This window comes from Synechococcus sp. WH 8101 (assembly GCF_004209775.1).
Taxonomy (GTDB): domain Bacteria; phylum Cyanobacteriota; class Cyanobacteriia; order PCC-6307; family Cyanobiaceae; genus Synechococcus_C.
This window is the reverse complement of record NZ_CP035914.1, coordinates 1,261,914-1,286,555: the sequence shown is the minus strand read 5'-3', so window position 1 is coordinate 1,286,555 and position 24,642 is coordinate 1,261,914. Positions and strand designations below refer to the sequence as shown.

Sequence of the window (24,642 nt, the reverse complement as noted above, 5' to 3'; positions counted from 1 at the left end):
CATGCCTGAGGCCGGGAGCGACCGCCGAAGCGATGACCTACAGCCTCACAACGCCGCTCTATTACGTCAACGACCGGCCGCACCTCGGCAGCACTTACACCACGATCGCCTGCGATGCCTTGGCCCGCTTTCAGCGGCTCGAGGGGGAAACGGTGCTGTTCGTGACCGGAGTGGATGAACACGGCCAGAAGATTCAACGCACCGCAGCAGACCAGGGGATCGAACCCCGCGAGCACTGCGACCGGATCACCGCCCGTTACCTGGAGGCCTGGCGACAGTGGGGCATCAGCAACGACCGCTTCGTGCGGACCACTGAGCCGCGCCATCGCCCCCTGGTGCAAGCCTTCTTCCAGCGCTGTGAAGCGGCCGGCGATATCCGCAGCGGCCGCCAGACCGGCTGGTATTGCGTCGGTTGCGAGGAATTCAAAGACGAACCTGCTGAGGCCAAGGAGCCCTGCTGCCCCTTGCACCAGAAGCCGTTGGAATGGCGCGATGAGGAGAACCTCTTTTTCTGCCTCTCCCATTTCCAGGAGCGGATCGAAGCGCTGATCAACCAACCGGGCTTCATCGCTCCCGCCAGCCGCCGCAAGGAGATTCAGAATTTTGTGGCGGGCGGATTGCGTGATTTCTCGATTTCCCGCGTCAATGTGGCGTGGGGGTTGCCCGTTCCCGGCCATGAGGGCCACACCTTTTATGTCTGGTTTGATGCCCTGCTCGGGTATCTCACTGCCCTGCTCGATGACGGTGGCGATGTGGATCTCGACCGATTGGGCGCAGCGGGTTGGCCTGCCGATGTGCAGGTGATCGGCAAAGACATCCTCCGCTTTCATGCCGTGTATTGGCCGGCGATGTTGATGTCGGCTGGATTGCCGGTGCCCAAACGGGTGTTTGGCCATGGATTTCTCACCCGAGAAGGCCAGAAGATGGGCAAATCACTGGGCAATGTGCTCGATCCGGAGGTGTTGCTGGAGCGCTGCGGCGCTGATGCGGTGCGTTGGTATCTGCTGCGCGACATTCAATTTGGCGAGGACGGTGACTTTCAGCAGCAACGCTTCACCGATCTGGTGAACAACGATCTCGCCAACACGATCGGCAATCTGCTCAATCGCACTGCGTCGATGGCGCGCAAATGGTTCAACGACGCTGTGCCGCCAATCGATTCCACCGCGTCTGCGGGGCATGCGCTTCAAGCCGACGCGGAACAGACGATCGAAAAGGTGCGCCAAGCGATGCCCGAGTTGCACTTCCAGCAGGCCTGTGAGGCGATTCTTTCTCTGGCGATCCAGGCCAATGGCTACCTCAATGAGCAGGCCCCCTGGAGCCGGATGAAGCAACCCGGCAATGAGGCGAGCGTGGCCCGTGATCTCTACGCCGTGCTCGAGTGCTGCCGGTTGGTGGGTCTGTTGCTGCAGCCCCTTGTGCCAGACCTGAGCCAGCGGATCCTCGACCAACTTGGTGAAGCGCCCGTCGCTACCACCTGGAAGGAACGGTTGATCTGGGGCAAGCTGAGCGCCGGTTCTCCCCTGCCCCAGCCCCAACCGGTGATGGCCCGCCTCGAACTCGACGCTCCGCTCTGATGCACCCCATCCCTGGGCGAGCCCTGGTCGGGGGCTTGCTGGCGCTGCCCCTGGTCCTCGTCGGTTGCCAGTCGTCACCCGAAATCACCACGCCGGAGACGCCGCCGTTCGTGTTCCGCTCCCTCGACCTGCGCCAGAAAAAGGCGGATGGGCAGCGCGATTGGGATCTCAGCAGCCCGGAAGCCCGTTACAACGTGAGGCAGCGCCTGGTGCGGGCCCGCAATCCTGCGGGGGTGTTGTATCGCAACAACCGCCCGGCTTTTGCAATCCGTGCCCAGTCGGCGATGGTGTTCAACGACGGCGAGCTGGTGATCCTGGAGGGTCAGGTGCAGCTTCAGCAGCTGCAAGGCCAGAAGGTGTTGATCAGCGGTGATCGGTTGCGTTGGACCCCGGGCCAATCCTTGCTGGTGATCGAACAACGTCCCCAAGCCGATGACGCCAGCAGTCGGATCCGCTCCACCACGGCCCAGCTGCGCCAGGACACCCAGCAACTCACGCTCAAGGGCGTGGTGCAGCTCGAGCAGTGGACCGGCAAGGTCAACAAACAGGTGGTTCCCACCACGGTGATCCGCACTGGTGTGGCCGATTGGAATCTCGGCGATGGTGCTCTCAAGGCCCGCGGACCCGTTCTCGGTCAGCGGCGGGACGACCAGAACACCCTGCAGCAATTGCAGGCCAGTCGCCTCACCGGCAACACCCAGAAAGGATTCATTGATCTGATCGAGCCGGTGCAGGTGCGGATCCCCAAACGCCAAGGCGTGCTTGAGGCCCTCACCACCCGTTGGAACTTTCAGAAGGAGACGCTCACCAGCAGCGAACCGTTCCGGGCCCGCATGGAGCAATCAAGCCTCAGCGGCCAGAACTTCCGCGTCAACCTCAAGGACACCACCGTGCTGGTGACCGGTGGCTGTCGCTTGAAGCAGCCCGGCGATCAGCTCGATGCGGAGCGGTGTCTCTGGAACTGGAGCGATGACGCTGTGCTCGCCGAAGGCCAGGTGGTGTTGCGGCGCCAGGCCAATGACCAGATCACCCGCAGCCAGAGGCTTGAGGGCAAGGTGGGCAAGCAAGGGCTGGTGGTGTTCTCCGCCCCGGGCGACAAGGTGCGCTCCCAGCTCAGCCTGGAGGAGGGCCGTCCAGGCCCTCAGAAGAAGCGCAAGCCGGCTCCAGTGTCGTTCTGAGCCGTTCGCACCAACCGCTGAACCAGCGCTCATCGGCACGGGTGAAACATCGTTCCGACCAGCCACCGAGCACCACCCAGCCCCGCTGGCCAAGGGGGTGCACCATCACCGCCGGCAATTGAGGCACCACTGAATCAAATTCTTCGCGGCCGGGATACAACGCTGTTTTTACGAGCGACACCAGCTGTTGTTGCTCCCTGGCACGGCTGCAGATCGCGCCGGGGTGAAACGGGCTGTCGCTGATCAGACCCCGCCTCAGGAGCACCTCCCCGTCCCAGGCCACCAGGATCGTGGCAGCGGAGGTGGCGGTGAGCAGCATCTGGCTGCCCCAGGCCAGTTCGAGCCGTTCTGCCTCGGTGAGATCCGGCTTGAGCACAAAGCCCTGTTCGGCGCTGAGTGCCACCGCTTCTGCAGCGCGGGGCACGGCGCGGGTCCAGAGCACTGCCACCAACATCAGCCCCACCCCGGCCAGACCGGCGATCACCTCCGCCCGCTGCAGGCTTGGCTCGATCGTTGCTGCCGTGAAGCCGTTCAGAACGGCCAGAACGAGCACCAGTACGCCGGCAGACAGGGTGATGCGGGCGGCGGCTGGCATGAAGGAACGCGAAAGAGCTGTCAGATCGCTGCACTCTTGCTCAAATGGGGTGGCACGCACCAGCGGGTATGACTGAGGCCGAAGCCTTTGCCGCCGTGGCTCTCGGAGCCGTGGCCTGTGATGGCGTCCTGGGCAAGGACGAAGCGCATGCCTTGCGGCGCCAACTCGAATATCGCTCGCCTTACAAAGACCGGAGCGAAGAGGAGATGGCGGCGCTGTTCGACACGCTGCTCACCGTGCTGCGGGAGCAGGGGATCGATCAGCTGATCGCCCAGGCTCTTCCCCAGCTCAAGCCCCATCAGCAGGAAACCGCCCTGGCGGTGGCGGCTCAACTGGTGCATGCCGACCGCAAAGTGGGTGCCCCGGAAACGGATTTTTTGAACAAACTCGGCGCCCAATTGGTGTTGCCGGAAGGTCGCGCCGAGGCGGTGGTCGGAGCGATCATGGCTCTCAACCGCGACAGCCTGGCCGACTGACGGCAGACTGCCCGCATCAGGCCTTTTCCATCGATGCCGAGGATCTCGAAGCTGCTGGCCGGACTTGCCGCCGCCTGCCTGTCGTTGCTGCTGTTGGTGCCTGCGGCCCTGGCCGTAGCGCCCCAGGATTTTCCTGCGGTGGCTCCGGAGGATCCGGTGCTGGATGCGGCCGATGTGCTCAGTCGCGCCAGCCGCAGTGAACTCAGCGCCAGGCTGGATCAGCTCGATGAGCAGCGCCTTGATGCCCGTCTGGTGACCGTGCGTCGACTCGACTACGGCCTCAGCCTTCCCGCCTTCGGTGAGGATCTCATTGCTCAATGGTCGAATCAGGGCTCCAGTGATCCGATCCTGCTGTTTCTGATCGAGGCCCAGAACAAGCAGGCCGCCGTGGTGGCCGATCCCTCCCTCAGCCAGCGCTTGCCCGCCGAGTTGTTACGCAGCACCGGCCGCACCACCATGAGCCAGCCCATGCGGGATGGTGATCGCTACCGCCAAGCCAGCCTGGATGGCATCGAGCGTCTCGCCGTGGTGCTTGATGGCGGCGAAGACCCTGGTCCGCCTGTGGAGGTGGAGCGCACCACCCTGCCCACCAACATTCCCAGCAAAGAGGAAACCCAGAGCAGCAACGCCTTCACCTGGGTGGTGGTGCTGCTGGTGGTGGGCACCATCGTGCCGATGGCCACCTGGTGGGTCTTCTCCCGCTGACCTCGCCTGAGAACACGATCATGCGCAATTGGATCAGCACCTTCGGTCAGGCGAACGACCGCGATGTGAACAGCGATCTGGATCGGGGCTATGAAGCCGCCCTGCTGATCCAGAGCCTGGAGCTGGAATATTACGGCGATCGCCCGATCCGCACCGACCTTGAGCTGTCGGTGCCTCGCTCGGTGCAGGCCACCGTGTTGCGCAAATTCCGAGCCGCCCTGAATGTGTGTCGCACCAGCCTCGACAAGCTCGAGGGGCAACGCGGCCAGCTCGACATGCAGGAGCTGCGTCAGCTGCAGCTGATTGAAAGTGTGGTGAATCGCTATTCACCGCGGCGCGCAGCGGCCGCCCCCACCATGAGCCGGGCGCCCGATCCGCTGCCCCGCTCGTTGCTCGGCGTAGTCGACACCGTGCGGCGGCAGTTGGACCCCACCGCCGAGGCGACCCTGGTGGCCGGCTTCCGTCGGCGCCGTGATTCCACCTTGATCTCGCTCAAGGTGCTGTTGCTGTTGATCCTGGTGCCCCTGCTGGTGCAACAGGTGAGCCGCACCTATGTGATCAGCCCCTTGGTGGATCGCTACGCCCCCGATCTTCCTTTTCTCAGTTACCCGAAACCGCAGCTGGAGGAGCAGGCGGTGGAGAAACTGCGGGTCTACAAGGCAGAGATTGAATTCGATGCGCTCCTGCGCGGCAAAGGCATTCCCAGTGAGGAAGACCTGCAACAGGCCCTCACCCTTAAGGCCGAGGAACTGAAGGAGGAGGCGGATTCCGAGAGCACCCACGCCGTCAAGAACGTGTTCTCAGACATTGCCGCCCTGTTCGCTTTCGTGGGCGTGTGTCTGGTGAGCCGGGAGGAACTGCGGGTGTTGCGTGGTTTCTTTGATGAAGCCGTGTATGGCCTCAGTGATTCCGCCAAGGCCTTCGCGATCATCCTCTTCACCGACATCTTTGTGGGTTTCCACAGCCCGGAGGGTTGGACGGTGCTGCTCGATGGCATCGCCAATCACTTTGGCTTCCCGGCGCGGGATAACTTCATCCTGTTGTTCATCGCCACCTTCCCGGTGATCCTGGCGACGATCTTCAAGTATTGGATCTTCCGCTATCTCAACCGTGTCAGCCCCTCTTCCGTGGCAACCCTGCGCGGCATGAATGGGGGTGGTTGATCGGATTGGGGCCTGCGGCGAGCGGGATCTCATCCTGGTGAGTGGCCCCAGCCGGAGCGGCAAGAGCCGTTGGGCGGAACACCTTCTCGGCCACCATCCCGCCGTGACCTACGTGGCCACCTCTGATCCAAGACCCGAGGATCCCGCCTGGCAGGAGCGGTTGCGCCTGCATCGCCAGCGTCGCCCCGAGGCCTGGCAGTTGCTGGAATGCGGCCCTGCCTTGGCGTGGGGCTTGGCGTCGATTGCCTCGGATCGGGCCCTGTTGATTGATTCCCTCGGTGGATTTGTGGCCTGGCACCTGGAGCAGGTCGAAGCCCAGTGGCAGGCCACCGTGGCGGATCTTCTCACTGCTCTGCAGACTCGCAAGCAGCCGGTTGTGCTGGTGATCGAGGAGACAGGCTGGGGCCTGGTGCCCCCCACCGCGATCGGCGGCTTGTTCCGGGATCGGCTCGGTGCCCTAGCTCAGCGCCTTGAGGGCCTGGCCAGCCGCAGCTGGTTGGTGGTGCAGGGCCGCGCCATCGATTTACACCAGGTGGGGCAGCGGGTGCCATGACGACAACCAAGTTGACGCCTGCCCCCCTGCGTATCGCCTTGTATGAGCCGCAGATCCCGCCGAACACCGGCAACATCGCCCGCACCTCAGCGGCCTTCCAGCTACCCCTGGCCCTGATCGAGCCGTTGGGCTTCAGTCTCGAGGATCGCTACCTCAAACGGGCTGGTCTTGACTACTGGCCCCATGTGCAGCTGAGCACCCACGGCGATGTCGAAGCGCTCATCGCGGCCCTGCCCACTCCGTTTCGCCTGATCGGTTGCAGTCGCCATGGCGGCACGGCCCTGCCTCAGATGCGCTTTCAACCGGGCGATGTGTTGCTGTTTGGACGGGAGGACCTCGGCCTGCCGGAGAGCGTCCGTGCGCGCTGCGACCAGATGTGCACGATTCCGATGCCCGGTGGTGCAGCGGTGCGCAGCCTCAATCTGTCGGTGGCAGCGGCGCTTGTGAGCTTCCAGGCCGGCCTGCAACTCGGCTTGTGGTGATTGTCAGGCTGAACCACGCCCCCTTGCACCGGGGTGTTCGGCCCGTTACTTTCGGGCCGTCTCCGGGTCGTGGCGGCTTCTCCGGAGTTGTTGTTTCCCTTTCTTGGTATGAAGCCCCTGCTGGTTCTCACCACCACATCAGCGCTTCCCGTTCTTGGCTTGATCGCCCTCGGACATCAGCCTGGAATCGCCGATGGGGCCAGACCAGTCAGCCAGCAACAACTCCTGGCCTCGCTGCCGACCCTGCAGACCAAGTTCTGGATCCAGGCCAGTCGTGACACCAGCATGGAAGCGCTGGCCGCTGAACTGGATCTTCCGCTCACAGCCCTAGCTGAACTGAATGAGCAAGCACCCACGGCAACGCTGAGCAAAGGGCAGTGGTTGATCTTGCCCACCAAGGTGGAAAGCCGTCTCAGCCGCAGCCTGTCACTTGATGCTTCCAGCATCCGCAGAACTGCGCCGGTGTCAGCGCCCCCGGCACCCGTTGCGGAAGTGGAGGTGCAGCGGGGCGATTCCATCGCCAAGATTGCCAAGAGCCATGGTTTGAGCCTCAGCCAGTTCCGCAAGCTCAACCCAGGCATGGACCTGGCCCGCCTGGTGGTGGGATCCACGGTGCGTGTGGCCGAAGCCGCCCCCCGCAAATTGTTGGCGATTCGTCCCACCGTCTCGGGTGGTGCCAGTTGGCCAGAGCTCCCCAATCTCCCAGGCACGTCGCGTCCCCAGGGTGAGCGCCAGGCGTTCATCTGGCCGGCGAAGGGCGTCTTCACCTCCGGTTATGGCTGGCGCTGGGGGCGGATGCACAAGGGAATTGATATTGCCAACAACGTCGGCACGCCGATCGTGGCTGCTAAGGATGGCCTTGTGGTGTTCTCAGGCTGGAGCAGTGGCTACGGCTATCTCGTCGAGCTGTCTCATGGCGATGGCACCGCCACCCGTTATGCCCACAACAGCCGCCTGGTCGTGCGCAAAGGTCAGATGGTGCCCCAGGGCGCCACGATCTCTTTGATGGGAAGCACGGGGCGCAGCACCGGGCCGCACCTCCATTTCGAGATCCGTAAGCCCGGCGGTGCCGCCACCGACCCGATGCCGTTCCTGCCCAGCCGCCGCGCCTGAAGCCCGATCGGACGATCGTTTAAACTCTTCCTACACGGCTCGGTAGCTCAGCTGGTTAGAGCGTGGGATTCATAACCCCAAGGTCGGGAGTTCAAGTCTCCCCCGAGCCACTTGTTTGCTTTTTTCGTAGGCACCTCCTTTGCGAGACAGTGCCCACTGGCTGGCGCGGCAGTGAAGGAGAGTCTCTATTGTCTTGAAGTCAATCAAGGTCGGGTCCTGCTGCTTTACACACAAGCCCCATTTTTGCTGTGGATTGCATCACCACTGTGGCTGCTTCCACAGTGACTTCCCCAAACAGCAGGCCCGTTCCACCAGCAACGCCCTCCAGCTCCTCATCCGAAATCTCAGTGCGAACGGTTTTCAACTCTTCAGCTGAAACCACAAAGCCAGCTGTCCTGGCAATCGCCACCACCGCATCCCGATCAGCCGCCGCCCTCAGCTTCTCTCGAAGGTCCGCATCAGCCTTGATGGCTTCCAAGAGGGCTTCGAGCTGCTCTTTGGACACCGCACTCTCCTATTTCACGATCCACCCCCTTCCTAGCAAGCCCGTTCATCCCGAGCTCAGGAGTCACCCCCGAGACTGACCATCGCCCAGACATTGAAACAGCATCCATGGGCATGATTGCGACTTCTTGGTCTTATGGCTTGATGTTTGGTCGCTGGCTCAGAGAATTTGCAGAATTTTTCTTCCAGAAAGGTAATGCCCTGAACCTTGCGATCGCCGTGGTGGTCGGCACCCAGTTCCAGAAGATCGTGGATGCTCTCACCAATGATTTTCTGATGCCGCTCTTGAATCCATTCATCAGAAGTGGCAATTGGAGGGATCTGAACCTCCCTTATTACGGTGGCAACATCGCGATCGGAAGCATTCTCGACGTGATTCTCAACTCCCTGATTGTGGGATGGGTTTTGTTTTTGCTTGTCAAAACGATCAACCGTTCGCAGCGCGCTGCGACAACGGGAGTCAATCGCTTCCGAAAAGGCGCGGAACTCTCCAGTGATGATGCGGCGTGACTAGTGCTATGTGACCCTGGCATCAGCCCTGGGAGCGCGTGCGACACCCCACACCAACACTCGCCAAGATAGGGCCAGTTGTTGTGGTGACGCCCATGACCTTGAATGCCGATGCCAAAAAGACCCTGCTGCGCAAGATCCCCCATGGTCTGTTCATCTGCGGCGTGGCCGAAGGCGAAGAGATCAACGGCTTCACCGCCAGCTGGGTGACCCAGGGCTCCTTTGAACCACCTCTTGTGGTGATGGCCGTTCGAGCCGACAGCACGAGCAACGGCATGATCCAGCGCACTGGCCGTTTTTCGCTCAACGTCCTGGCGTCGGATCAAAAGGAGTTGGGGGCCGTGTTCTTCAAGCCGCAACAGGGTGTGGGAGGTCGTTTTGAAGCGGCGCCTTACAGCCTCGGTGCCTTGGGGTTGCCGATTCTCCAGGAAGCCCTCGGCACCGTGGAGTGCGAGTTGGTGGGCCAGGTCGCCCATGGCGATCACACCGTGTTTGTGGGGGAGGTGAAAACGGCAACGCTCCATCGCGATGGCGAGGCGCTCGAGCTCAGCAGCACCGGCTGGTCCTACGGCGGTTGAATCGCCAGAACGCCTGCCTCCGCTTAGCTTGCAGTACAAATGCACTGATCCCATGTCGGTTGATCACTCCCCTCCACCGCCGTTGTTACCGTCGGAATCACGCCCAGCTTTTCTGAAGCTTCAGCCGGGCATGACCGTGGTTGTGCGCCATGACCCGCTTCCTGGCGAGGCGTTGGATCGGGACTGGTGGATGGGCCAGGTGGTGCATTGCAGTGGCGGCGCCCGGGATCCCAAGGCCTGGACGCTGTTTCAAATCGCCGATGTGGATAGCGGCGTGATTCGCTGGGTCAACGCCGACCTGATCCTTCAGGTGCTGATGGAGAACACCGATGAGTCTGACTAAGCCTGGATTGACTGGGCAGCTCTGGTTCGCTTCCCTCGCTTGCCTCACCCTCTTGGGCGGCATGGTGCTGAGCCTGATCCTGGCGTTGCTGCTGATCGTCGACAACACCCAACCGGTGATCGGGCTCCTTCTCGCCTTGGCGATCACCCTGGCGGTGAATGGTCTCGGCTTTCTGCTCGCTCCTTTCCTAATGGATTGGATCCAGGCCTGGCTCTACAAAACGCGCTGGGTCACAACAGAGGAGCTCAAGGCGTCCAGTCCCCAATCCCTCGCCATCCTCCAGCGCATCTGTCAGGAACGCCGCATCAGCATGCCCCGTCTGGGCATCATCGACGACGACAACCCCACCGCCTTCACCTACGGCTCATTGCCGAGTCACGCCCGCATCGTCGTCAGCCGTGGCTTGTTTCATTATCTCGACGACGACGAGGTCGCCGCCGTTTACAGCCACGAACTGGGTCACATCGTGCATTGGGATTTCGCGGTGATGACACTGGCAGCCAGCCTGGTGCAGGTGGCCTACCTGATCTATGTGGCTGGCGAGACGTTCAACAGAAAAGCCAACGACAACAGCGGTGCCACCGGTTGGATTTCTGCGGTGGCGTTTCTTGTTTATGAGGCGGGCTCCTATCTGCTGCTCTATCTCTCCAGGGTTCGGGAATATTTCGCTGATCAGTTCTCAGCGACGGTCACCGGCAATCCCAACGCCCTCAGCCGTGCCCTGGTGAAGATCGCCTACGGAATCGTGCAGGAGCAACAACGGCTCAATCAGCAGCCTCAGGCCGCAAAGCAGTCCCGTTCCCGGTTGTTGGAAGGTACCCGCGCTCTCGGGGTGGTCGACCCTCGCGCCGCCCTCAGCACCGGTACGGCCTTCGGGATCAACGCTAATCCCGAGGTCATCACCCAGGTGTTTCTCTGGGATCTGTTCAATCCCTGGGCCTGGTGGCAGGAGCTTGCCTCCACCCATCCCCTCACGGCCAAGCGGATTCGAGCACTGAGCACCACCGCTGAACGGATGGGTCGCACGGCGGAATTCGACATGGCCCAGGTGATCCAGGCGGGCCGTCGTTTGGATCAGCGCCGCCTGCTGGTTCGCTTCAGCCAGGATCTGCTCGTCGCCAATGCCGCCTGGGTTTTGGCGCTGCTGGGACTGTTCCTTGGGTTGGGGAGCGGTCGCATGACCATCAGTTTGGGGTGGATGAGTCTGGGTTTAAGCCTGGGCCTGTTGCTGCAGGTGGGCTATATCGATCCCCTCTCGAAGCAGCCGGAAGCCTGTAATGTTCTGTCTCTGCTCTCGGATCCCTATGCGAGTCCGGTGCGTGGTCGGCTGGTGAGCCTCAAGGGCGAGCTGATCGGCCGGGCGAATGCTGGCAACCGCTGGAGTGCCGACATGGAGCTGCGCGATGGCACCGGCTTGATCAGCCTCCGCTATGCAGCCCTGGTGCCCCTGGTTGGAGCGCTGGTCACGGCCCGCCGGCGGGTTCCGAAACTGATCGGATCCGAGGTCACCAGCGTCGGCTGGTTTCGTCGCGGTGTCGTGCCTTGGATCGATCTCAGGCATCTGCGCGTCGACCGCCATGGCGAAACGCTCCATAGCTACCCACGCGTCGGCCTTCTGGTCTTGTCGCTTTTGTTCCTGCTGATCGGTTGCTTTGGCGTGTTCTGGCGCTGAGTGCCATCACTTGGCTCGCCACGATTCAGGTGTCCCAGATGGAGGCCAGGGACCAGGGGCCGTTCTCAAGCACCCAGAATCGACCATCGATGAAGCGATAGCCCCGATCCAACTGGGCAATCCGGGCCATCGCCGTCGGGGTGAGTTCGACGGCAGCGGCCTCCAGGTTCTGCCGCAACCGTGACAAGGTCACCGTTTTTGGAATCACAGCAATGTTCCGCTGCACCTGCCAAGCGAGCAACACCTGGGCGGGGGTGCAGCCCTGCTCAGCGGCGATGGCAACGATCTCCGGGTGCTCGAGCAGGACCGGCGCATCGCTGGCTTGCACAAAACTGGGACGGTCCATCGATCCCAGGGGTGAATAGGCGGTTACGAGAATGTTGTGACGTTGGCAGAAACTGACCAGCTCGGGTTGTTGCAGCAGCGGGTGCAGTTCCACCTGATTCACTTCCGGGGGGCGCCGGCTGTGGACCATCAGGTTCTGTAACTTCGCGATCGACACGTTGCTGACCCCGATGTGACGTGTCAGACCACATTCAGCCACCGCCTCCATGCCGGCCCAGGTGTCGCTGAGCGGCATGGCCATGGGATCGAGAAAATCCTCGGCAGAAGCGGGGAACTGCACTGAGGGTTGAATCGGAATCGGCCAATGGATCAGATAGAGATCCAGCCACTCCAGCTCGAGATGCTCGAGCGTCTCACGCAGGGCGGGCTCGACCCGCTCACGACCATGACTGTTGGACCAGAGCTTGGAGGTGATCCAGAGCTGGTCGCGGCGCACCTCACCGGCCGCGATGGCTGCCGCAATCGCCCGACCGATTTCGCGCTCATTGCCGTAGAACCAGGCGCAATCGATGTGGCGATAGCCCAGGCGGATCGCTTCCCTCACCACTGCTTCCACCTGTCCCGGTTCCGATTTCCAGGTGCCAAGGCCAAGGATCGGCATCCGATCGCCATTGGCCAGAGGGAGCGTCTTCATCGATAGAACGCGCACCCCATCACCATGGCAACAATCCCTGGCTGCGTCCGCTGATCGCGATTGCTGTGCCAGCGGAGCGGATCGATCAGCAGCCTTGAACAGAGCTCCTTTCCCCCTCGCAACCAATCGTTTCCACAGCTTTTCCACAGGGGCAATCACGGCAATCGAATGGCCGAGCGGGGTTCTGTCGGGCAGCTCGGGAAAACCCCCTTTCCCCTTGACGGCGAGCTCCAGGCCGCTTCCGGATGGTGTTCCAGCACACATCGCCATCCTCAAAACCCAGTAAGGGCAAGCAATCTGCTCTAACGCACCCGTTGCATCACCTCCGATCAAGCCGTTTTGACAGTCGACCGGTTGCCATGGCGTGATGGATGGGTTGACAGCGAGAGAGCGAGTTGCAGGAGACACCTGATGCGATGCCGGTTCACGTGAGTGTGGAAAACCAGTTGCCGGAGGATCTCTATCGCGCCATGGGGATGTTCATTGCCGACCACCCCCAATGGGACCAGTACCGCCTGGTGCAGGCCGCAATCGCCGGATTCCTGTTTCAACAGGGCTGCAAGGAGCGTTCGGTGGTGCGTCACTACCTGGGTGGGCTGTTCCGCCGCCAGACCGCAGATCTCAGCACCGAACAGCCCTGGCGTTAGAATCGGGCTTCCGGGGTATAGCGCAGTTTGGTAGCGCGCCTGCTTTGGGAGCAGGATGCCGGGGGTTCAAATCCCTCTACCCCGATCCATTCACCAGCCAGCGGCCGCAGATCGCCAGCGTGACCATCAGGCTGGACGCTCCGATCCAGACGCTGCGGCGATGGCTGAACATGCGGCGCAGGATCACCAGGCTCCAGATCGCTCCGAGGGCGACCACGCCGCTCTGGCAGAAGCCGATCACCGCGGGCTGAGCCTGCCAGTGGGGCAATGACAGGGCCGCGCCGCCAAGCCAGGGCGACAGGCTGACGGGCAGCAGGAGTCCCGCTTCCGACATCCCCAGGGGGAGATGGTGCGCGAGCAACAGGGCCCAGAACAACGGAAGCAATCCGTAAAGGCAGCGTTCGAGCCGGATCCGACTCACGACTGTCCGGCCGAGCCAAAACATCAGGGCGGGCAGGGCCAAGGTCGCCGACGCCACAGCAAGTCGCGGTAGGAGGGGCCCCTCGCTGAGGCTGGCCGGCGCGAGACCACTCCACTGCCACAGGCGCTGCCAATGGCCGAGGGCAATGCTTCCCACCAGGATCAACAGCAAGGACGGTTCCCCCTCGGGAGTCACCATCTCCCGTTGCAGATCTGCAGCAGGCGGGCGGATCGCCAGACGGACCGAGCGATGCGGACAGGCCTGGGCGCAGCTGAGGCAAAGCACGCAGTTGCGGTTGTCGCGCAGGTGGGCGGGATGGGTGCCGAGCGGGCAACCCTCCGTGGCCAGACCCTCCCCTTCCGCCGGCCCGCCTTTGAAGCAGGCGTAGCTGCTGCAATTGCCGCTGCAGATGCCGGCCTGGGCGCGCAACTCCAGAATCGAAAGCTTGGCGAACAGGCCGTTCATGCCACCGATCGGGCAGAGGTAGCGGCACCAGAACCGTTTCTCAAAGCGCAGGGAGCCGATCACGGCACCAGCGGTGATCAACAGCAACAGGGAACTGCTCAACCAGGCCGTGTTGGGAAGGTCCCACACCGCTTCCCAGATCAGAATCAACGCAAAGCCAGCGCTGAGCCAACGCGAGGCCCAGCGGTCGTGATCGCCTCGGGGCCAGGCCAGCGGTTGCCAGCCCAGCCTTTGCGCCAGGCGCTGCGTGATCGTGCCCCACACCATGAACGGGCAGAAGGAACACCAGAGCCGCCCCACCAGGGGGAAACCGATCAGGATCAAGGGCCACCACCAAGCCCAGAACAGGTTCAGGGCGCCGTTGTGGGCCCGATCCTGGGGGCCCTGCCAGAGCCAGAGATTCACCAGCACAAACACCCAGCTCACCAGACCGAACAGCAGGCCGTTCCAGAGCCGTGGTGATCGCATCCAATCGCGCAGCTGCGGTTTCCAGCGCCAGAGATCGAAGCGGGCGTGCTCCTGCCGTGGTGAGGTCCAGAACACATCCTCCGGCAACTGTTTCGGCCCACGCCGCGTGCGTGTGTTGTTCTGATGGTTCTCCTGATGGCGCACCTGCTGGATGGCTCGATCGATCAGCGCATCCAGTTCGCGCAGGTTGTTGGGGAAATCATGGGTCTGCAGTTGCTTCACCACGGCCATTGGCACCTCCGGCGCCGGCTCCCAGCCAAGGCTGCGGCTGCGTTGGCGCACGCCATAGCGCAGCCACTCGCCCAGATCCTGACGCCGCACCCTTAGGGGCGGCACCCTGATCACGCTGCAGCAGCCATCGAATGGGGTCTGGGTGGTTTCGGCGGTGAAGAACAAGCGCCCCTGAAACCGATGCGGTGGATCGGTGGAACCCACCGATCGCCACGCACCGGTGCGGGCCAGATCGAGCAAGGCCTGCCTGGCCGGCTCCGGCACCTGATCGAGGTTGTCGACCAGCAGAGAGCCATCGCCCAACAGCTGCAACAGGGGCGGATCCTCGGATTGGGACGCAGTACCGAAGAGGTCGGCCCCATCGGAGCGCATCCGTGAGCCGTCGATCCGCAACATCAGCCGATGGCGATCGACAGAACCGAAATGAATCAGCGCCGCCAGGTTGTCTTTCTCCAGGCCCGGTTCACCGAACACCAACACGGCATGGCGCTCCCGATCAGCAGCAGCGGTTCGAATCGCCTCACGCAATTGTTTGGCCTGGCGACTGCTGCCCACCACACCGCGTCGGGGCCGCGCCACCAGATGAGGGGCGAGACGCTGCAGGGTGGCGTTCTCAACCCGATCTGGAGACATGGCTGCGGGGAGCTCTGACTCCATTGTGATGTGGCTTCAAACCAGGAATGTTGGCCACTTCAGATCAGCCGCGATCCGCTGGCTTGATGCCGTTGGTTCGGATCCAACACGGCAGCGATTGTGCGAATCAACCACCGGCCATCCGTGGTCACGCGCACGTTGATGCTTCCATCAACGCCGCGGCTCAGACAGACCAAGCCATCGCATTCCAGCTGCTTGAAATCGGCCAATTCCTGCTCAAAACCGGTTGGCGGCAGCTGAACTTCAAACCGACACATCACCTCGCGGATCAGCTCCCGGCGTTGCAGCACATCCGGTTCGGTCACCAGCAGACCCCGTTCCACGGGCAACTGCCCCTGGTTCAGAGCAGCGCCATAGGCCTTGAGATCCCGTTCGTTCTGGCTGAACAGATGGCGGAACTGGCTGATCGCGCTCGGCCCGATCCCGAGCAGATCCAGCTCACCGCCTGTGGTGTAGCCCTGAAAGTTGCGATGCAGCCGGCCCTCCCGGGCGGCCTCCGCCAAACCATCGTCATGCAGTGCGTAATGGTCCATGCCGATCGCGTCGTAGCCGTTGACGCAGAGGAGCTGATTGGCGTCCTCCAGCATGCTCAGCCGTTGCCGCTGGCTGGGGAGATCCTCCGCCTGAATCTTGCGCTGCATCGGCAACTGCTCGGGCAGGTAGGCAAAGGAAAACAGAGAGATCCGATCCGGGCGCAACTCCTGCACCAGCTCCAGCGTGCGCTGGAACCGCTCCGGGGTCTGGAGGGGCAGACCACAGATCAGATCCACATTCACACTCTCGAAGCCCGCTTCCCGTAGCCAGTGCATCGCGCGGCGCAACTGGGTGTCCGGCACCACCCGGTTGACGGCGTTCTGCACATCCGGATCCGCATCCTGGATACCGAAACTGATGCGGTTGAAGCCCAGCTCCCGCAGCTGGCAGGCCGCATCGCGGCTGAGACCTTCCGGGTTGACCTCAATCGAGGCCTCCAGGTCGTCGTCAAAATCGAAATGGCGACGGATCAGCTCCCAGAGCTGGGACGTTTCCTCCCGATTCAGATAGTTCGGGGTGCCGCCGCCCCAATGCATCTGCGCCAGTCGCCGGCGTTGGGGCATGGCCTCGGTGATCAGCTCCAGTTCCTGTGCCAACGAGGCGAGATAGGGCTCCACCACCTTGGAACCGAGCTGGGTGGTGATCCGGTTGCAGCCGCAATACCAGCAGGCATGGCGACAGAAGGGCACATGGACGTACAGCGACAGGGGCGCGTCGGTGACTTCCGCTAGCTGTTGCCGCAACTGGAGGTCGCCCACATCGGTGCGAAACGCAGCGGCGGTGGGGTAGCTGGTGTATCGGGGTACCGGCCGATCATGTTTGAGCAGCAACTCGAGGGCACGGCTGGTCTGGGGCGTTGCTGTCATGCGATGGCTTGGTGGCGGGATGGATGAACGGGGCCGGGGGCAGCGACCCGTGGGGCTGTTTTGGTGTGATCAGTCGAGCTGGGCCAGTTCCGCCAGCAAGCGCTGGGTGGCGTGGAAGGCCTGCACCGCCTCATCCAGCAGTTCCACCTCCTCGGCTTCGGACAGTTCCATTGCTTCGAAGCCGTCATGGAGCGCCAGCTTGAGCTCGGTGATCGGTGCCGTGAACGACCAGAAGCTGAGGGCGGGAAGGCCGGCCTTGTTCAGGATGGCGTTGGCCTGGGCCGCCAATTGCTGGCCGCCGGAGAGATCGCCGCCGTAGCGCACGTACACATGGGCCATCAGCCGATGGGGGGCCTGGCGGGCCAGCTGCTGCAGTTGCTCCATCCAGATCGCCGCCGCCGCCGATGCCGGCGTGGCGGCAACACTGGCGAGGATGGCGAGGTCGTGGCGCAGGGCGGTGGTGCGGGCCAGGTCGTGCCAGGGAATCGAATCAGATCCGAGCGAGAAGGCCAGATCGGGCGCTTCCTGTTCAAGGAAGGCATAGGCCGGCGCCAGCGCCCGCATCAGGGCCGCCAGCTGACGAGGCGACGCATCACCGGCAAGAAGGGCTCTGGAGAAGGACATGCCTTCGGCCTTGTGATGCGCTTTGCCGATACGGCTGTGCAGCTTGCGCACTCTTGGGCCAAAGCCGCGACGCATGTCGGCATCGGCGGGCTTGGCGTGATCGGAAATCGAGTGGCTGGCGGTCATGGCAACGAGGCAACCAATGTGTCAACAGTAATACGCTGCCGTTATGCCATGGTTCAATGTTTTCGGTTTGTTGTGTGTTGTCATGGCCCGCGCCCCCCAGAACTCCTCCTCCGGCCTGCAGGCTCTGATCGCCCCCGTCGGGCGCCTCAGTGGTGATGGCCAGTTGCGCGAACTGATCAAGGAACGCCACGCCCATTCCTCCCCCAGCGACGCCGGGATCTGGTATCTCCCCGAGGCCTGGTCGGAAGGGGTGTTCGGTGTGGCCGGCCGGGAGGCGGTGGTGGTGCAGGACCCGAACGTGGCCACCTGGCTGCAGCTTCGCTTCGGCGTCGCCCCCCAACCCCTGTCGCTCGAACCGGAGTGGCTCAACCGCAATGCTGGTGGGCTGCCTCCGGCGGCAGCCCCTGTGGCCCTGGATTGATCAGGCCAAGCGATCAGACCCGGCGATCAGGCCATCCGGGCGGCCGCGCGCATCAGCAGTCGCCTGGCCTCCACAGCCTCAAATCCCACCGATTCCAACGCCTCCCGAAACAGTTCACTGAAGCTGGCCAGGGTTTCCACCGGATCCATGCCGATCTGTCGCATGTCTGCAGCGAGCGACTGCAACATCGCCAGGGTGAGGGGCAACGCCTCCACCACCACCGCGCTGACCCGGGCCTTCACCTGATCGAAATGGCGCTGCAGCCAGGTCTCGGCGTAGTCGAGATGTTCCGATTCATCGTTCATCACCGCTGCGGTGATCGGCCGGGCGTAGGCATCAGCCACCGGCAGATAGTGGCGGTAAGCCGCCACGGCGAAACATTCCACGATCAACCCCTGGATCACCAGGCATTCGGCCCGATTGCCGTCGTGGTCGTGGCGTTTGAACAGATCATGGAGGGGCTGAAACAGGTGTCGGGCCAAGGGCAGATCGGCCACCACGCCGAGGTTGCGACCACAGCCCACAAAGGCGCTGGCATGGTCTCCCTCCATCCGTCCGAGCCGCTGCAGCTCGTCGCGATCAGCGGGAATGCGCCGCGCCAACATCTGGAAATGGCGATTGGCGAGACCTTCGCCCACAATCACAACGCCGTTGATCCGGCTGTAGGCCTCGCGGTAGGCCGCACTGGCAAAGTCGAGCTGGGTCATCACGAAGAAGCTTGAAGCGCTAAGGGGTGGTTGAGGGCCTGGCGGGCCTGTGTCCAGAGCTCGGAGCGAGGCATGGTCTGGCAGTCGTCAAACCAGGGACCGCCCAGGGTGTAATGGAGGATGCGGGCGTCTTCGGGAACGTCCTGCACACCCACCAGCACATTCCATTGCGGCGGCAGTTCGCCGATCTCGCCGTCCTCGAGCCATTGGAACTGGTGCAGCTCCAGACCGCTGGCCGTGTTCACCACCTGGGGGGTGAGTGCCTTGCAGCGATCACAGTTGAACAACATCACCGACGACCAGTTCTTGCGGCGATAGGGGGTCTGGGGCATGCCCTGGAATTTGGTGCCCGACTCGCAGTCGTGCTGATGCTTGACCACCTGCACCGCATAGCGGTCGTCGCGCAGGGCCCAGAGTTCAGCCAGATCACCGAGGCAGAGCATGTCGGCATCGATGAAGAGGGCCCAACCTTCGTAGCCGCAGAGCCAGGGCACCAGAAAGCGACTGAAGGAGAACTCCGTGCTCTGGAGTGGATTGTGCGGCCGGGTGTACACCGAGCGCAGCTGGGAGAGGCGGATCTGGGCGATCTGCACTGGCACGCTGGCATGACGCTGCATCGAATCGGTGAGCACATTCACCGCCACGTCTTCGCGCGGATCAAAACCAATGAAGACGCGGGGACATGGATCGGTGGGTGTCATGCCGCCACCTCGTTGCTGGCCTGCATCGGCTGCAGAAACTGGCGCAGCAACAACTGACCAAAGCGCAGCCTCAGGCCGAGGCGAGTCCAGGCACCGGCCAGCCCTGGCTGATCCCGCTTGCTGTTGTTCAGGCGCCGGAAGGTGTCGACCAGTTGATCCCGCAGGGCGAGGAACTGGGAGTTCTCCAGATCAAACACCCGGGGGAAGGCGCGCCGGGCTGTGCGATTGGTCTGGCGCATCACCTCCGCATCAAAATGGTCGGGATCCATGCCGAGCAGACGGTAGAAGTCACCGCGCTCACACACCGTGAGGCTGTGGGTCAGGAACACGCTCCAGAGAAAGAAGCGGCTGAGCAGGGAGCCGCGCAGGCCGCTGTTGAGGCCGGGCCAACAACGGATCAGCATGTTGAAAATGTCGCCATGGCGGTTCTCGTCCTGACACCAGGGCTCGAAGAAATCAAACAGTGGCGCGAAGGCGTTCTCCGGATGGGCCTTGAGATGCCGGTCGATCAGGATGTAACGCCAGTAGCCGATCTTCTCGGAGAGATACACCGAATAGAGCACCCAGTTGAGCGGGAACCAGGTGATCGGTCGCTTTCCACTGAGGGAGGGCAGGTCGATTTCGATCCCTTCAGCCACCAGGGCCCGGTTCAGGAAGCCGGCATGGCGGGCCTCATCGCGGGCCATCAGGTTGAACAGACGGCTGAGCTCCGGGCGCTTGGCGTCGCGCAGCTGGCGGGAGAGCTCCTTGAACAGGAGAAAGCCGGAGAATTCTGAGACGCAGGAGCGCACCAGATAGCTTTCATAAGCGCCCTTCTGCTCGGGATTGAGGTCGTGCAGGCGATCCAGCGGGGCTCGCCGATCGAAGTGATCGCGGTTGTAGTCGGCCTCCATTTCACTGAGCATCGCCTCGAAGGAGGACCGCTGCTCCTCGAGATCCGTGCGGGCGGCCTTGGCGATCTCCGTGGTGTAGAAGCGAGGTGTGAGCAGGTCTTCACGAAGATGGGGAGCCGCCGGTGCTCCGCTGGTGGTGGCTGTCATGGCGTCGAGAGCGCAGGGCAAGTCGCTTCGAGGACTATGCCATAACGAAAGCGTGATGACACGGAATCGGCGATCAACGGATCCGTGCCATGATGATTGCGTCTGAAGCTTGTGACGCGGCCCGATGGAGCATCTCGCCGATTATTTCAAGGTCTTTTCTGAACCCAACCGTCTGGCGGTGTTGGAAGCCCTGCGCGACGGGCCGATCAATGTCACCGCCGTGGTGGAGAAAACCGGTCTGAGTCAGGCCCTGGTCTCCAAGCACCTCAAACTGCTCACGATCGCCGGCGTGGTGGAGCGCCGCCCTGAAGGATCGCTGGTGTTCTACGAAGTGATCGATCGCTCGGTGTTCCGCTTCGTGGCCCAGGCCGAGAAGCTGTTGCTCGCCTCCCGGCGTCAACAGCTCGATGCCCTCAGCGCCATCGTTTGATGGCTGGTTTCAGCGCCCTGCCCACCACGGTCGAGGAGCTGCGGGATCAACTGAACTCCGGTCAGACCCGATTTCCGGGATTGCGCCTCGGTGAGATTGATGGCGTCGATCTCGATCTGGCCGGATGTGATCTCCACGGCGGCTGCTTCAAGGAAGCCCGTTTCGGTCACGCCTGTCTGGCCGGCACCAACATTGAAGGCTGCTGCTTCCAGCAGTCGCTGATCTGGGGCGCCGACCTCTCCGGCGTGCTCGCCCAGGGCTCCTCCTGGCATGACGCCGACCTCTCCGGCTCCCGCCTGCAGAAGGCCGATTTCACTGGTGCCTTCCTGCACCGCTGCTGCCTGCGGGGCGTGGTGGCCGCCGGAAGCCTCTGGCGCGGCGCCCGTCTGGTGGAAGCGGATTTCCGCTCCGGGCTCGACCAGCTCACCGATCTCGGCGGCGCCGATTTCGCTGCCGCCGATCTCAGCTTTGCCCTGCTCCAGGGGGTCAACCTGCAGGGCGCCAACTTGCGACACAGTTGCCTCTATGGCGCTGATCTCAGTGGGGCCGATCTGCGGGGTGCCGACCTGAGTGGCTGCGACCTGCGCGACACGCGCCTACGCAGCGCTGATCTCAGCGGGTCAGTACTGGATAGTGCTCTCCTGCCCGATGCAGGGCTGCAGTGAGGGCTGGGTCGCTGATGATCACGGCTTCGCCCCCCGGCTCCAGAGGGATGCGCAACAGCAGGGGACGATTCTCCGAAGGCGCCGGAACGAGTGCTTCCAGGCTGAACTGGGCCGAACCGGCCGGCATCGCGGCCTGCTCTGAGGGCACCATCATGGCGCTGGTGTTGCTGAGTGACCAGGTCTGGTCCACGCCATCCGCGAGGGCGAGGGGGGCGCTGTGGTTTAGGTGCTGGTCCATGTCACTGGCCGTGAGCCGCAGCTGCCAGGGGATGGCATCCGCTGGCTCGGTCTCGATCATCACAGCGAGCCAGGCCTCACCGTTCTGGTCGTGCAGGCGATAGCGCTGGGCGGCCGCGCTGGTGGCGGCCGCTGCCCCCAGGACCACGAGAAGGCTGAGCACCAGTGCCAGCAGAAGCCGAGCCGGTTGCCTGAACAATTGAGCGTTTGTACGCATCGTCAAGACTCCCCACCTGTACGTCATTACGCTACTGTTATAAACGAATGGGACGGTGATCCTCCGCTCAGCCCCCAGCCGATCGGAGGATTTTTCTTCACCGCCTGTTCCCATCCTGTCTTCCTTACCTCATGTCTTCAACAACCCTGTCCCGCAGGCGCGTTGGCTCCTGGGATGCCTTCAAGAACTGGATCACCAGCACCGACAACCGCCTCTACATCGGCTGGTTCGGTGTGCTGATGATTCCCTGCCTGCTCACGGCAGCCATCTGCTTCATCCTCGCCTTCATCGCCGCTCCCCCCGTTGACATCGACGGCGTGCGTGAGCCAGTGACCGGTTCGTTGCTCTATGGCAACAACATCATCACCGCAGCGGTAGTGCCCACCTCCAACGCGATCGGACTGCACCTCTACCCGATCTGGGAGGCCTCCAGCCTCGATGAGTGGCTCTACAACGGCGGCCCTTATCAGCTGATCATCTTCCACTTCCTGATCGGCATCTACGCCTATATGGGGCGCGAGTGGGAACTCTCCTACCGCCTCGGCATGCGTCCCTGGATCGCCGTTGCCTACAGCGCCCCTGTGGCTGCAGCCACCGCCGTGCTGCTCGTGTATGCCATCGGCCAGGGCTCCTTCTCCGATCCCCTGCCCCTCGGGATTTCAGGCACCTTCAATTTCATGCTGGTGCTCCAGGCGGAACACAACGTGCTCATGCACCCCTTCCACATGGTGGGTGTGGCCGGCGTCTTCGGTGGAGCCCTCTTCTCCGCCATGCACGGCTCCCTGGTGACCTCCTCCCTGGTGCGTGAAACCACCGAAGCGGAATCCCAGAACCGTGGCTACAAATTCGGCCAGGAAGAAGAGACCTACAACATCGTGGCTGCCCACGGTTACTTCGGTCGCCTGATCTTCCAATACGCCTCCTTCAACAACAGCCGCAGCCTTCACTTCTTCCTGGCGGCCTGGCCGGTGATCGGCATCTGGTTCGCCTCCATGGCGGTGGTGAGCTTCTCCTTCAACGTCAATGGTTTCAACTTCAACCAGTCGATCCTCGACAACCAGGGTCGGGTGATCAGCACCTGGGCCGATGTGCTCAACCGTGGCGGTCTTGGTATCGAAGCGATGCATGAACGCAACGTGCATAACTTCCCGCTCGATCTGGCAGCGGTCGACAGTCAACCCGTGGCGCTCACAGCACCTGCGATCGGTTAGTGGGGCTTTGAACCCCGCCCAGCTGATCAGGGCATCAGGGCCTGGATCCTCCAGGCCCTTTTTGGGTGGCAGGCCGTGAGCGGCGTGGCCATCTTGAACACATTGCTCACGGCCTGATGAACAACCTCACGTCTCCCCTCTCGCAGCTCCTCGCTGCTTTGATCGCAGGGCTGCTCTTCACTGTTCAGCCCGCCATCGCCCTGGCCAACCAGGGGGCCGCTCCCGTCGACCCGGCTGTCTTGGCGAAAGCCGTGGATCAGATGGAAGCGCTGGATCGCATGCGCATCTCCCTCGCCTCATCCCTGGAGGGCAGTACGGACGAGCCCACCATGGACACGATGCGTGAGGTGTGCATGCCCGTCGGCAAGAGAGCCATGGCGATTGGCCAGGACAACGGCTGGACCGTGCGCCAGGTGGCCAGCCACTACCGCAACCCCGATCATGCCCCCATCGGCGCCCAGGAGACCGAGGTGATTGATCTCTTCGCCAAGCACCCCGAAATCAATGGGCTCTGGGAGCCAGCCAGCGCTGAGCAGGGTGCGGGCGTGAACTACTACCGCCGCATCGACGTCCAGGCGAGCTGCCTGGCGTGTCATGGCAGCAAGGCGAATCGACCCGCTTTCATTCAGGAGAACTACCCCAACGACCGGGCCTTCAACTTCAAGCCCGGAGATCTGCGCGGCATGTACGCCGTGTTCATTCCCGAGGGTTGATGTCGGGCTTGGCGAGCTGAGACACGGCGGTCGGCTCGGAGGCTTTGGCGGCCAGCTCCTGGCCGTCCTGGAGCGCCTTCACCACCCGCGCTGCGATCTGATTCAACGTGGTGTCACGGCGCCGGGGATCGCGCAGGCTGGCCTCCAGTGCCCCCTCGAGCTGACCGATCTCCAGCATGGCGATGCCGCGACGCGGCGCACCGAGCATGCCGCGGTAGTCGTAGGGATAGGCGCCGAACTCCGACGCCAGGGCTTCGTCGATCACCGAAAAGCCGTAGGACACCGCCGGGATGATGCCTGGGCCGATGCCATGGGGGCTGTAGGCGTCGTAGTGGATCTCCACCACATACCCACCCTGCGCGGCGTGTTCAGCACCGACGCTCCAGTTCGAGCGGGGATCGTTTTCATTGCGCAGTGTGCGGATCCCCGGGTCGTAGAAGCGGATGTTGAGACCCTGCTTCTGCCCCTCAGCCACCACGGCTCTGGCGGTGCGCAGATTCCAGTAGAGCTCATCGGTGATCCCTGCCTGCATCGGTGCAGCGCCGCCCAGATCCACCGCCCATCCGGGGGTGCCAGCGCCGTGCATGCGCTGGGAATCGGCATGACCGGCCATCACCAGGATCGGCAGCTTGGCGTTAGGGGCCCGCCTGCCGATCCAGTTTTTGCCTCGGCCGGGCCGGGCCGGCAACGGTGGTAGCTGGGGCTCGAGGCGCTGGGGCTGGGCCGGGCGCATGCTCTCGAGGATGTCCATCAGCCCTGCATGGGCTGGACCAGACAGGGCCAGAAGGCTGCCCAGCAACAGAGCAGTGCGTCGCATGCGTCTCCGTTCAAGCACC

Annotated in this window: 29 protein-coding genes and 2 tRNA genes; 20 read left to right on the top strand and 11 right to left on the bottom strand. The window is 63.0% G+C overall.

What is annotated here, in order from left to right:
• Positions 1 to 32: 32 nt before the first annotated feature.
• Both metG and lptC read left to right on the top strand, forming a co-directional pair.
• A complete protein-coding gene (metG, locus tag SynWH8101_RS06810) occupies positions 33 to 1,577 on the top strand; it encodes a methionine--tRNA ligase (RefSeq protein WP_130129112.1) in 1,545 nt (514 codons plus the stop codon).
• Positions 1,577 to 2,755 (top strand): LPS export ABC transporter periplasmic protein LptC, encoded by a 1,179-nt coding sequence (gene lptC, locus SynWH8101_RS06805; RefSeq protein WP_130129111.1) that lies wholly within the window; start codon positions 1,577 to 1,579, stop codon positions 2,753 to 2,755. The genes metG and lptC overlap by 1 nt, the downstream gene beginning before the upstream one ends.
• Here the strand turns inward: lptC and SynWH8101_RS06800 are convergent.
• On the bottom strand, positions 2,691 to 3,350 hold the full coding sequence (locus tag SynWH8101_RS06800; protein WP_130129110.1) for a cofactor assembly of complex C subunit B: 660 nt from the start codon (positions 3,348 to 3,350) through the stop codon (positions 2,691 to 2,693). The genes lptC and SynWH8101_RS06800 overlap by 65 nt on opposite strands.
• Before the next feature lie 68 nt (positions 3,351 to 3,418).
• Here SynWH8101_RS06800 and SynWH8101_RS06795 point away from each other — a divergent pair, with 68 nt between their 5' ends.
• The 7 genes from SynWH8101_RS06795 (at position 3,419) to SynWH8101_RS06765 (ending at position 7,952) form a co-directional block, all read left to right on the top strand.
• Positions 3,419 to 3,826, top strand: coding sequence for a tellurite resistance TerB family protein (locus SynWH8101_RS06795; protein ID WP_130129109.1), 408 nt, complete (start codon positions 3,419 to 3,421; stop codon positions 3,824 to 3,826).
• 33 nt (positions 3,827 to 3,859) lie between these two features.
• On the top strand, positions 3,860 to 4,531 hold the full coding sequence (gene psb32, locus SynWH8101_RS06790) for a photosystem II repair protein Psb32 (protein ID WP_130129108.1): 672 nt from the start codon (positions 3,860 to 3,862) through the stop codon (positions 4,529 to 4,531).
• Positions 4,532 to 4,551: 20 nt separating this feature from the next.
• Positions 4,552 to 5,694: a proton extrusion protein PcxA gene (pxcA, locus tag SynWH8101_RS06785; protein WP_130129107.1), complete on the top strand. Its 1,143-nt coding sequence runs from the start codon at positions 4,552 to 4,554 to the stop codon at positions 5,692 to 5,694.
• Positions 5,681 to 6,247, top strand: coding sequence for a bifunctional adenosylcobinamide kinase/adenosylcobinamide-phosphate guanylyltransferase (locus tag SynWH8101_RS06780; RefSeq protein WP_130129106.1), 567 nt, complete (start codon positions 5,681 to 5,683; stop codon positions 6,245 to 6,247). Before pxcA ends, SynWH8101_RS06780 begins: the two co-directional genes overlap by 14 nt.
• Positions 6,244 to 6,729 carry a tRNA (cytidine(34)-2'-O)-methyltransferase gene (locus tag SynWH8101_RS06775; protein ID WP_130129105.1) on the top strand — a complete coding sequence of 162 codons (486 nt, stop codon included), beginning with the start codon at positions 6,244 to 6,246 and terminating at the stop codon, positions 6,727 to 6,729. Before SynWH8101_RS06780 ends, SynWH8101_RS06775 begins: the two co-directional genes overlap by 4 nt.
• A gap of 33 nt (positions 6,730 to 6,762) precedes the next feature.
• A complete protein-coding gene (locus SynWH8101_RS06770; RefSeq protein WP_370587019.1) occupies positions 6,763 to 7,842 on the top strand; it encodes a peptidoglycan DD-metalloendopeptidase family protein in 1,080 nt (359 codons plus the stop codon).
• A 36-nt stretch (positions 7,843 to 7,878) separates the two neighbouring features.
• Positions 7,879 to 7,952: transfer RNA gene (locus SynWH8101_RS06765), tRNA-Met, on the top strand.
• An 89-nt stretch (positions 7,953 to 8,041) separates the two neighbouring features.
• On the opposite strand, the gene SynWH8101_RS06760 is transcribed toward SynWH8101_RS06765, so the two are convergent.
• Entirely contained in the window at positions 8,042 to 8,347 is a 306-nt protein-coding gene (locus SynWH8101_RS06760; protein ID WP_130129104.1) for a Nif11-like leader peptide family natural product precursor, read from the bottom strand.
• Between the two features lie 107 nt (positions 8,348 to 8,454).
• On the opposite strand from SynWH8101_RS06760, the gene SynWH8101_RS06755 reads away from it, so the two are divergent.
• From SynWH8101_RS06755 to SynWH8101_RS06740, 4 genes are all read left to right on the top strand, one after another.
• Positions 8,455 to 8,856, top strand: a complete 402-nt coding sequence (locus SynWH8101_RS06755; RefSeq protein ID WP_254428093.1) for an MscL family protein — start codon at positions 8,455 to 8,457, stop codon at positions 8,854 to 8,856.
• Positions 8,857 to 8,951: 95 nt separating this feature from the next.
• Entirely contained in the window at positions 8,952 to 9,434 is a 483-nt protein-coding gene (locus tag SynWH8101_RS06750; RefSeq protein ID WP_130129103.1) for a flavin reductase family protein, read from the top strand.
• Positions 9,435 to 9,486: 52 nt separating this feature from the next.
• A complete protein-coding gene (locus SynWH8101_RS06745; protein ID WP_130129102.1) occupies positions 9,487 to 9,777 on the top strand; it encodes a DUF3104 domain-containing protein in 291 nt (96 codons plus the stop codon).
• A complete protein-coding gene (locus tag SynWH8101_RS06740) occupies positions 9,764 to 11,449 on the top strand; it encodes a M48 family metalloprotease (protein ID WP_130129101.1) in 1,686 nt (561 codons plus the stop codon). The genes SynWH8101_RS06745 and SynWH8101_RS06740 overlap by 14 nt, the downstream gene beginning before the upstream one ends.
• A 25-nt stretch (positions 11,450 to 11,474) precedes the next feature.
• Here the strand turns inward: SynWH8101_RS06740 and SynWH8101_RS06735 are convergent, their stop codons facing one another.
• Positions 11,475 to 12,428, bottom strand: coding sequence for an aldo/keto reductase (locus SynWH8101_RS06735; RefSeq protein WP_130129100.1), 954 nt, complete (start codon positions 12,426 to 12,428; stop codon positions 11,475 to 11,477).
• A gap of 416 nt (positions 12,429 to 12,844) precedes the next feature.
• Here SynWH8101_RS06735 and SynWH8101_RS06730 point away from each other — a divergent pair, with 416 nt between their 5' ends.
• The gene (locus SynWH8101_RS06730) at positions 12,845 to 13,075 is read left to right on the top strand and encodes a DUF2811 domain-containing protein (protein WP_130129099.1); all 231 of its coding nucleotides are present in this window, start codon (positions 12,845 to 12,847) and stop codon (positions 13,073 to 13,075) included.
• Between the two features lie 11 nt (positions 13,076 to 13,086).
• Positions 13,087 to 13,160: transfer RNA gene (locus tag SynWH8101_RS06725), tRNA-Pro, on the top strand.
• Here SynWH8101_RS06725 and SynWH8101_RS06720 read toward each other — a convergent pair.
• From SynWH8101_RS06720 to SynWH8101_RS06710, 3 genes are all read right to left on the bottom strand, one after another.
• Positions 13,152 to 15,293: a sigma 54-interacting transcriptional regulator gene (locus SynWH8101_RS06720; RefSeq protein ID WP_130129098.1), complete on the bottom strand. Its 2,142-nt coding sequence runs from the start codon at positions 15,291 to 15,293 to the stop codon at positions 13,152 to 13,154. The two genes, SynWH8101_RS06725 and SynWH8101_RS06720, sit on opposite strands and share 9 nt — an antisense overlap.
• 59 nt (positions 15,294 to 15,352) lie before the next feature.
• Positions 15,353 to 16,714 (bottom strand): oxygen-independent coproporphyrinogen III oxidase, encoded by a 1,362-nt coding sequence (gene hemN / locus SynWH8101_RS06715; RefSeq protein WP_130129097.1) that lies wholly within the window; start codon positions 16,712 to 16,714, stop codon positions 15,353 to 15,355.
• 69 nt (positions 16,715 to 16,783) lie between these two features.
• On the bottom strand, positions 16,784 to 17,464 hold the full coding sequence (locus tag SynWH8101_RS06710; protein WP_130129096.1) for a biliverdin-producing heme oxygenase: 681 nt from the start codon (positions 17,462 to 17,464) through the stop codon (positions 16,784 to 16,786).
• Positions 17,465 to 17,546: 82 nt separating this feature from the next.
• Between SynWH8101_RS06710 and SynWH8101_RS06705 the strand changes: the two genes are divergently transcribed.
• The gene (locus SynWH8101_RS06705; protein ID WP_130129095.1) at positions 17,547 to 17,885 is read left to right on the top strand and encodes a hypothetical protein; all 339 of its coding nucleotides are present in this window, start codon (positions 17,547 to 17,549) and stop codon (positions 17,883 to 17,885) included.
• Positions 17,886 to 17,911: 26 nt separating this feature from the next.
• On the opposite strand, the gene SynWH8101_RS06700 is transcribed toward SynWH8101_RS06705, so the two are convergent.
• Genes SynWH8101_RS06700 through acsF form a run of 3 tightly spaced genes read right to left on the bottom strand, consistent with a single transcriptional unit; the run spans position 17,912 to position 20,333 of the window.
• Positions 17,912 to 18,592 carry a long-chain fatty aldehyde decarbonylase gene (locus SynWH8101_RS06700; protein WP_130129094.1) on the bottom strand — a complete coding sequence of 227 codons (681 nt, stop codon included), beginning with the start codon at positions 18,590 to 18,592 and terminating at the stop codon, positions 17,912 to 17,914.
• A complete protein-coding gene (locus tag SynWH8101_RS06695) occupies positions 18,592 to 19,293 on the bottom strand; it encodes a glycosyltransferase (protein ID WP_130129093.1) in 702 nt (233 codons plus the stop codon). The genes SynWH8101_RS06700 and SynWH8101_RS06695 overlap by 1 nt, the downstream gene beginning before the upstream one ends.
• Complete coding sequence (acsF, locus tag SynWH8101_RS06690; RefSeq protein ID WP_130129092.1) at positions 19,290 to 20,333, bottom strand: magnesium-protoporphyrin IX monomethyl ester (oxidative) cyclase; 1,044 nt, start codon at positions 20,331 to 20,333, stop codon at positions 19,290 to 19,292. Before acsF ends, SynWH8101_RS06695 begins: the two co-directional genes overlap by 4 nt.
• Before the next feature lie 124 nt (positions 20,334 to 20,457).
• On the opposite strand from acsF, the gene SynWH8101_RS06685 reads away from it, so the two are divergent.
• Together SynWH8101_RS06685 and SynWH8101_RS06680 are read left to right on the top strand one after the other, a co-directional pair.
• On the top strand, positions 20,458 to 20,763 hold the full coding sequence (locus SynWH8101_RS06685; RefSeq protein WP_130129091.1) for a helix-turn-helix transcriptional regulator: 306 nt from the start codon (positions 20,458 to 20,460) through the stop codon (positions 20,761 to 20,763).
• Positions 20,763 to 21,428, top strand: a complete 666-nt coding sequence (locus tag SynWH8101_RS06680) for a pentapeptide repeat-containing protein (RefSeq protein ID WP_130129090.1) — start codon at positions 20,763 to 20,765, stop codon at positions 21,426 to 21,428. Before SynWH8101_RS06685 ends, SynWH8101_RS06680 begins: the two co-directional genes overlap by 1 nt.
• Here the strand turns inward: SynWH8101_RS06680 and SynWH8101_RS06675 are convergent.
• Positions 21,376 to 21,882, bottom strand: a complete 507-nt coding sequence (locus SynWH8101_RS06675) for a DUF3122 domain-containing protein (RefSeq protein ID WP_187007180.1) — start codon at positions 21,880 to 21,882, stop codon at positions 21,376 to 21,378. The genes SynWH8101_RS06680 and SynWH8101_RS06675 overlap by 53 nt on opposite strands.
• A gap of 131 nt (positions 21,883 to 22,013) precedes the next feature.
• Between SynWH8101_RS06675 and psbA the strand changes: the two genes are divergently transcribed.
• Complete coding sequence (psbA, locus tag SynWH8101_RS06670; RefSeq protein WP_130129088.1) at positions 22,014 to 23,093, top strand: photosystem II q(b) protein; 1,080 nt, start codon at positions 22,014 to 22,016, stop codon at positions 23,091 to 23,093.
• A gap of 116 nt (positions 23,094 to 23,209) precedes the next feature.
• On the top strand, positions 23,210 to 23,806 hold the full coding sequence (locus SynWH8101_RS06665; protein ID WP_130129087.1) for a DUF3365 domain-containing protein: 597 nt from the start codon (positions 23,210 to 23,212) through the stop codon (positions 23,804 to 23,806).
• Here the strand turns inward: SynWH8101_RS06665 and SynWH8101_RS06660 are convergent.
• On the bottom strand, positions 23,790 to 24,623 hold the full coding sequence (locus SynWH8101_RS06660) for a dehydrogenase (protein WP_130129086.1): 834 nt from the start codon (positions 24,621 to 24,623) through the stop codon (positions 23,790 to 23,792). The two genes, SynWH8101_RS06665 and SynWH8101_RS06660, sit on opposite strands and share 17 nt — an antisense overlap.
• Between the last annotated feature and the right edge of the window lie 19 nt (positions 24,624 to 24,642).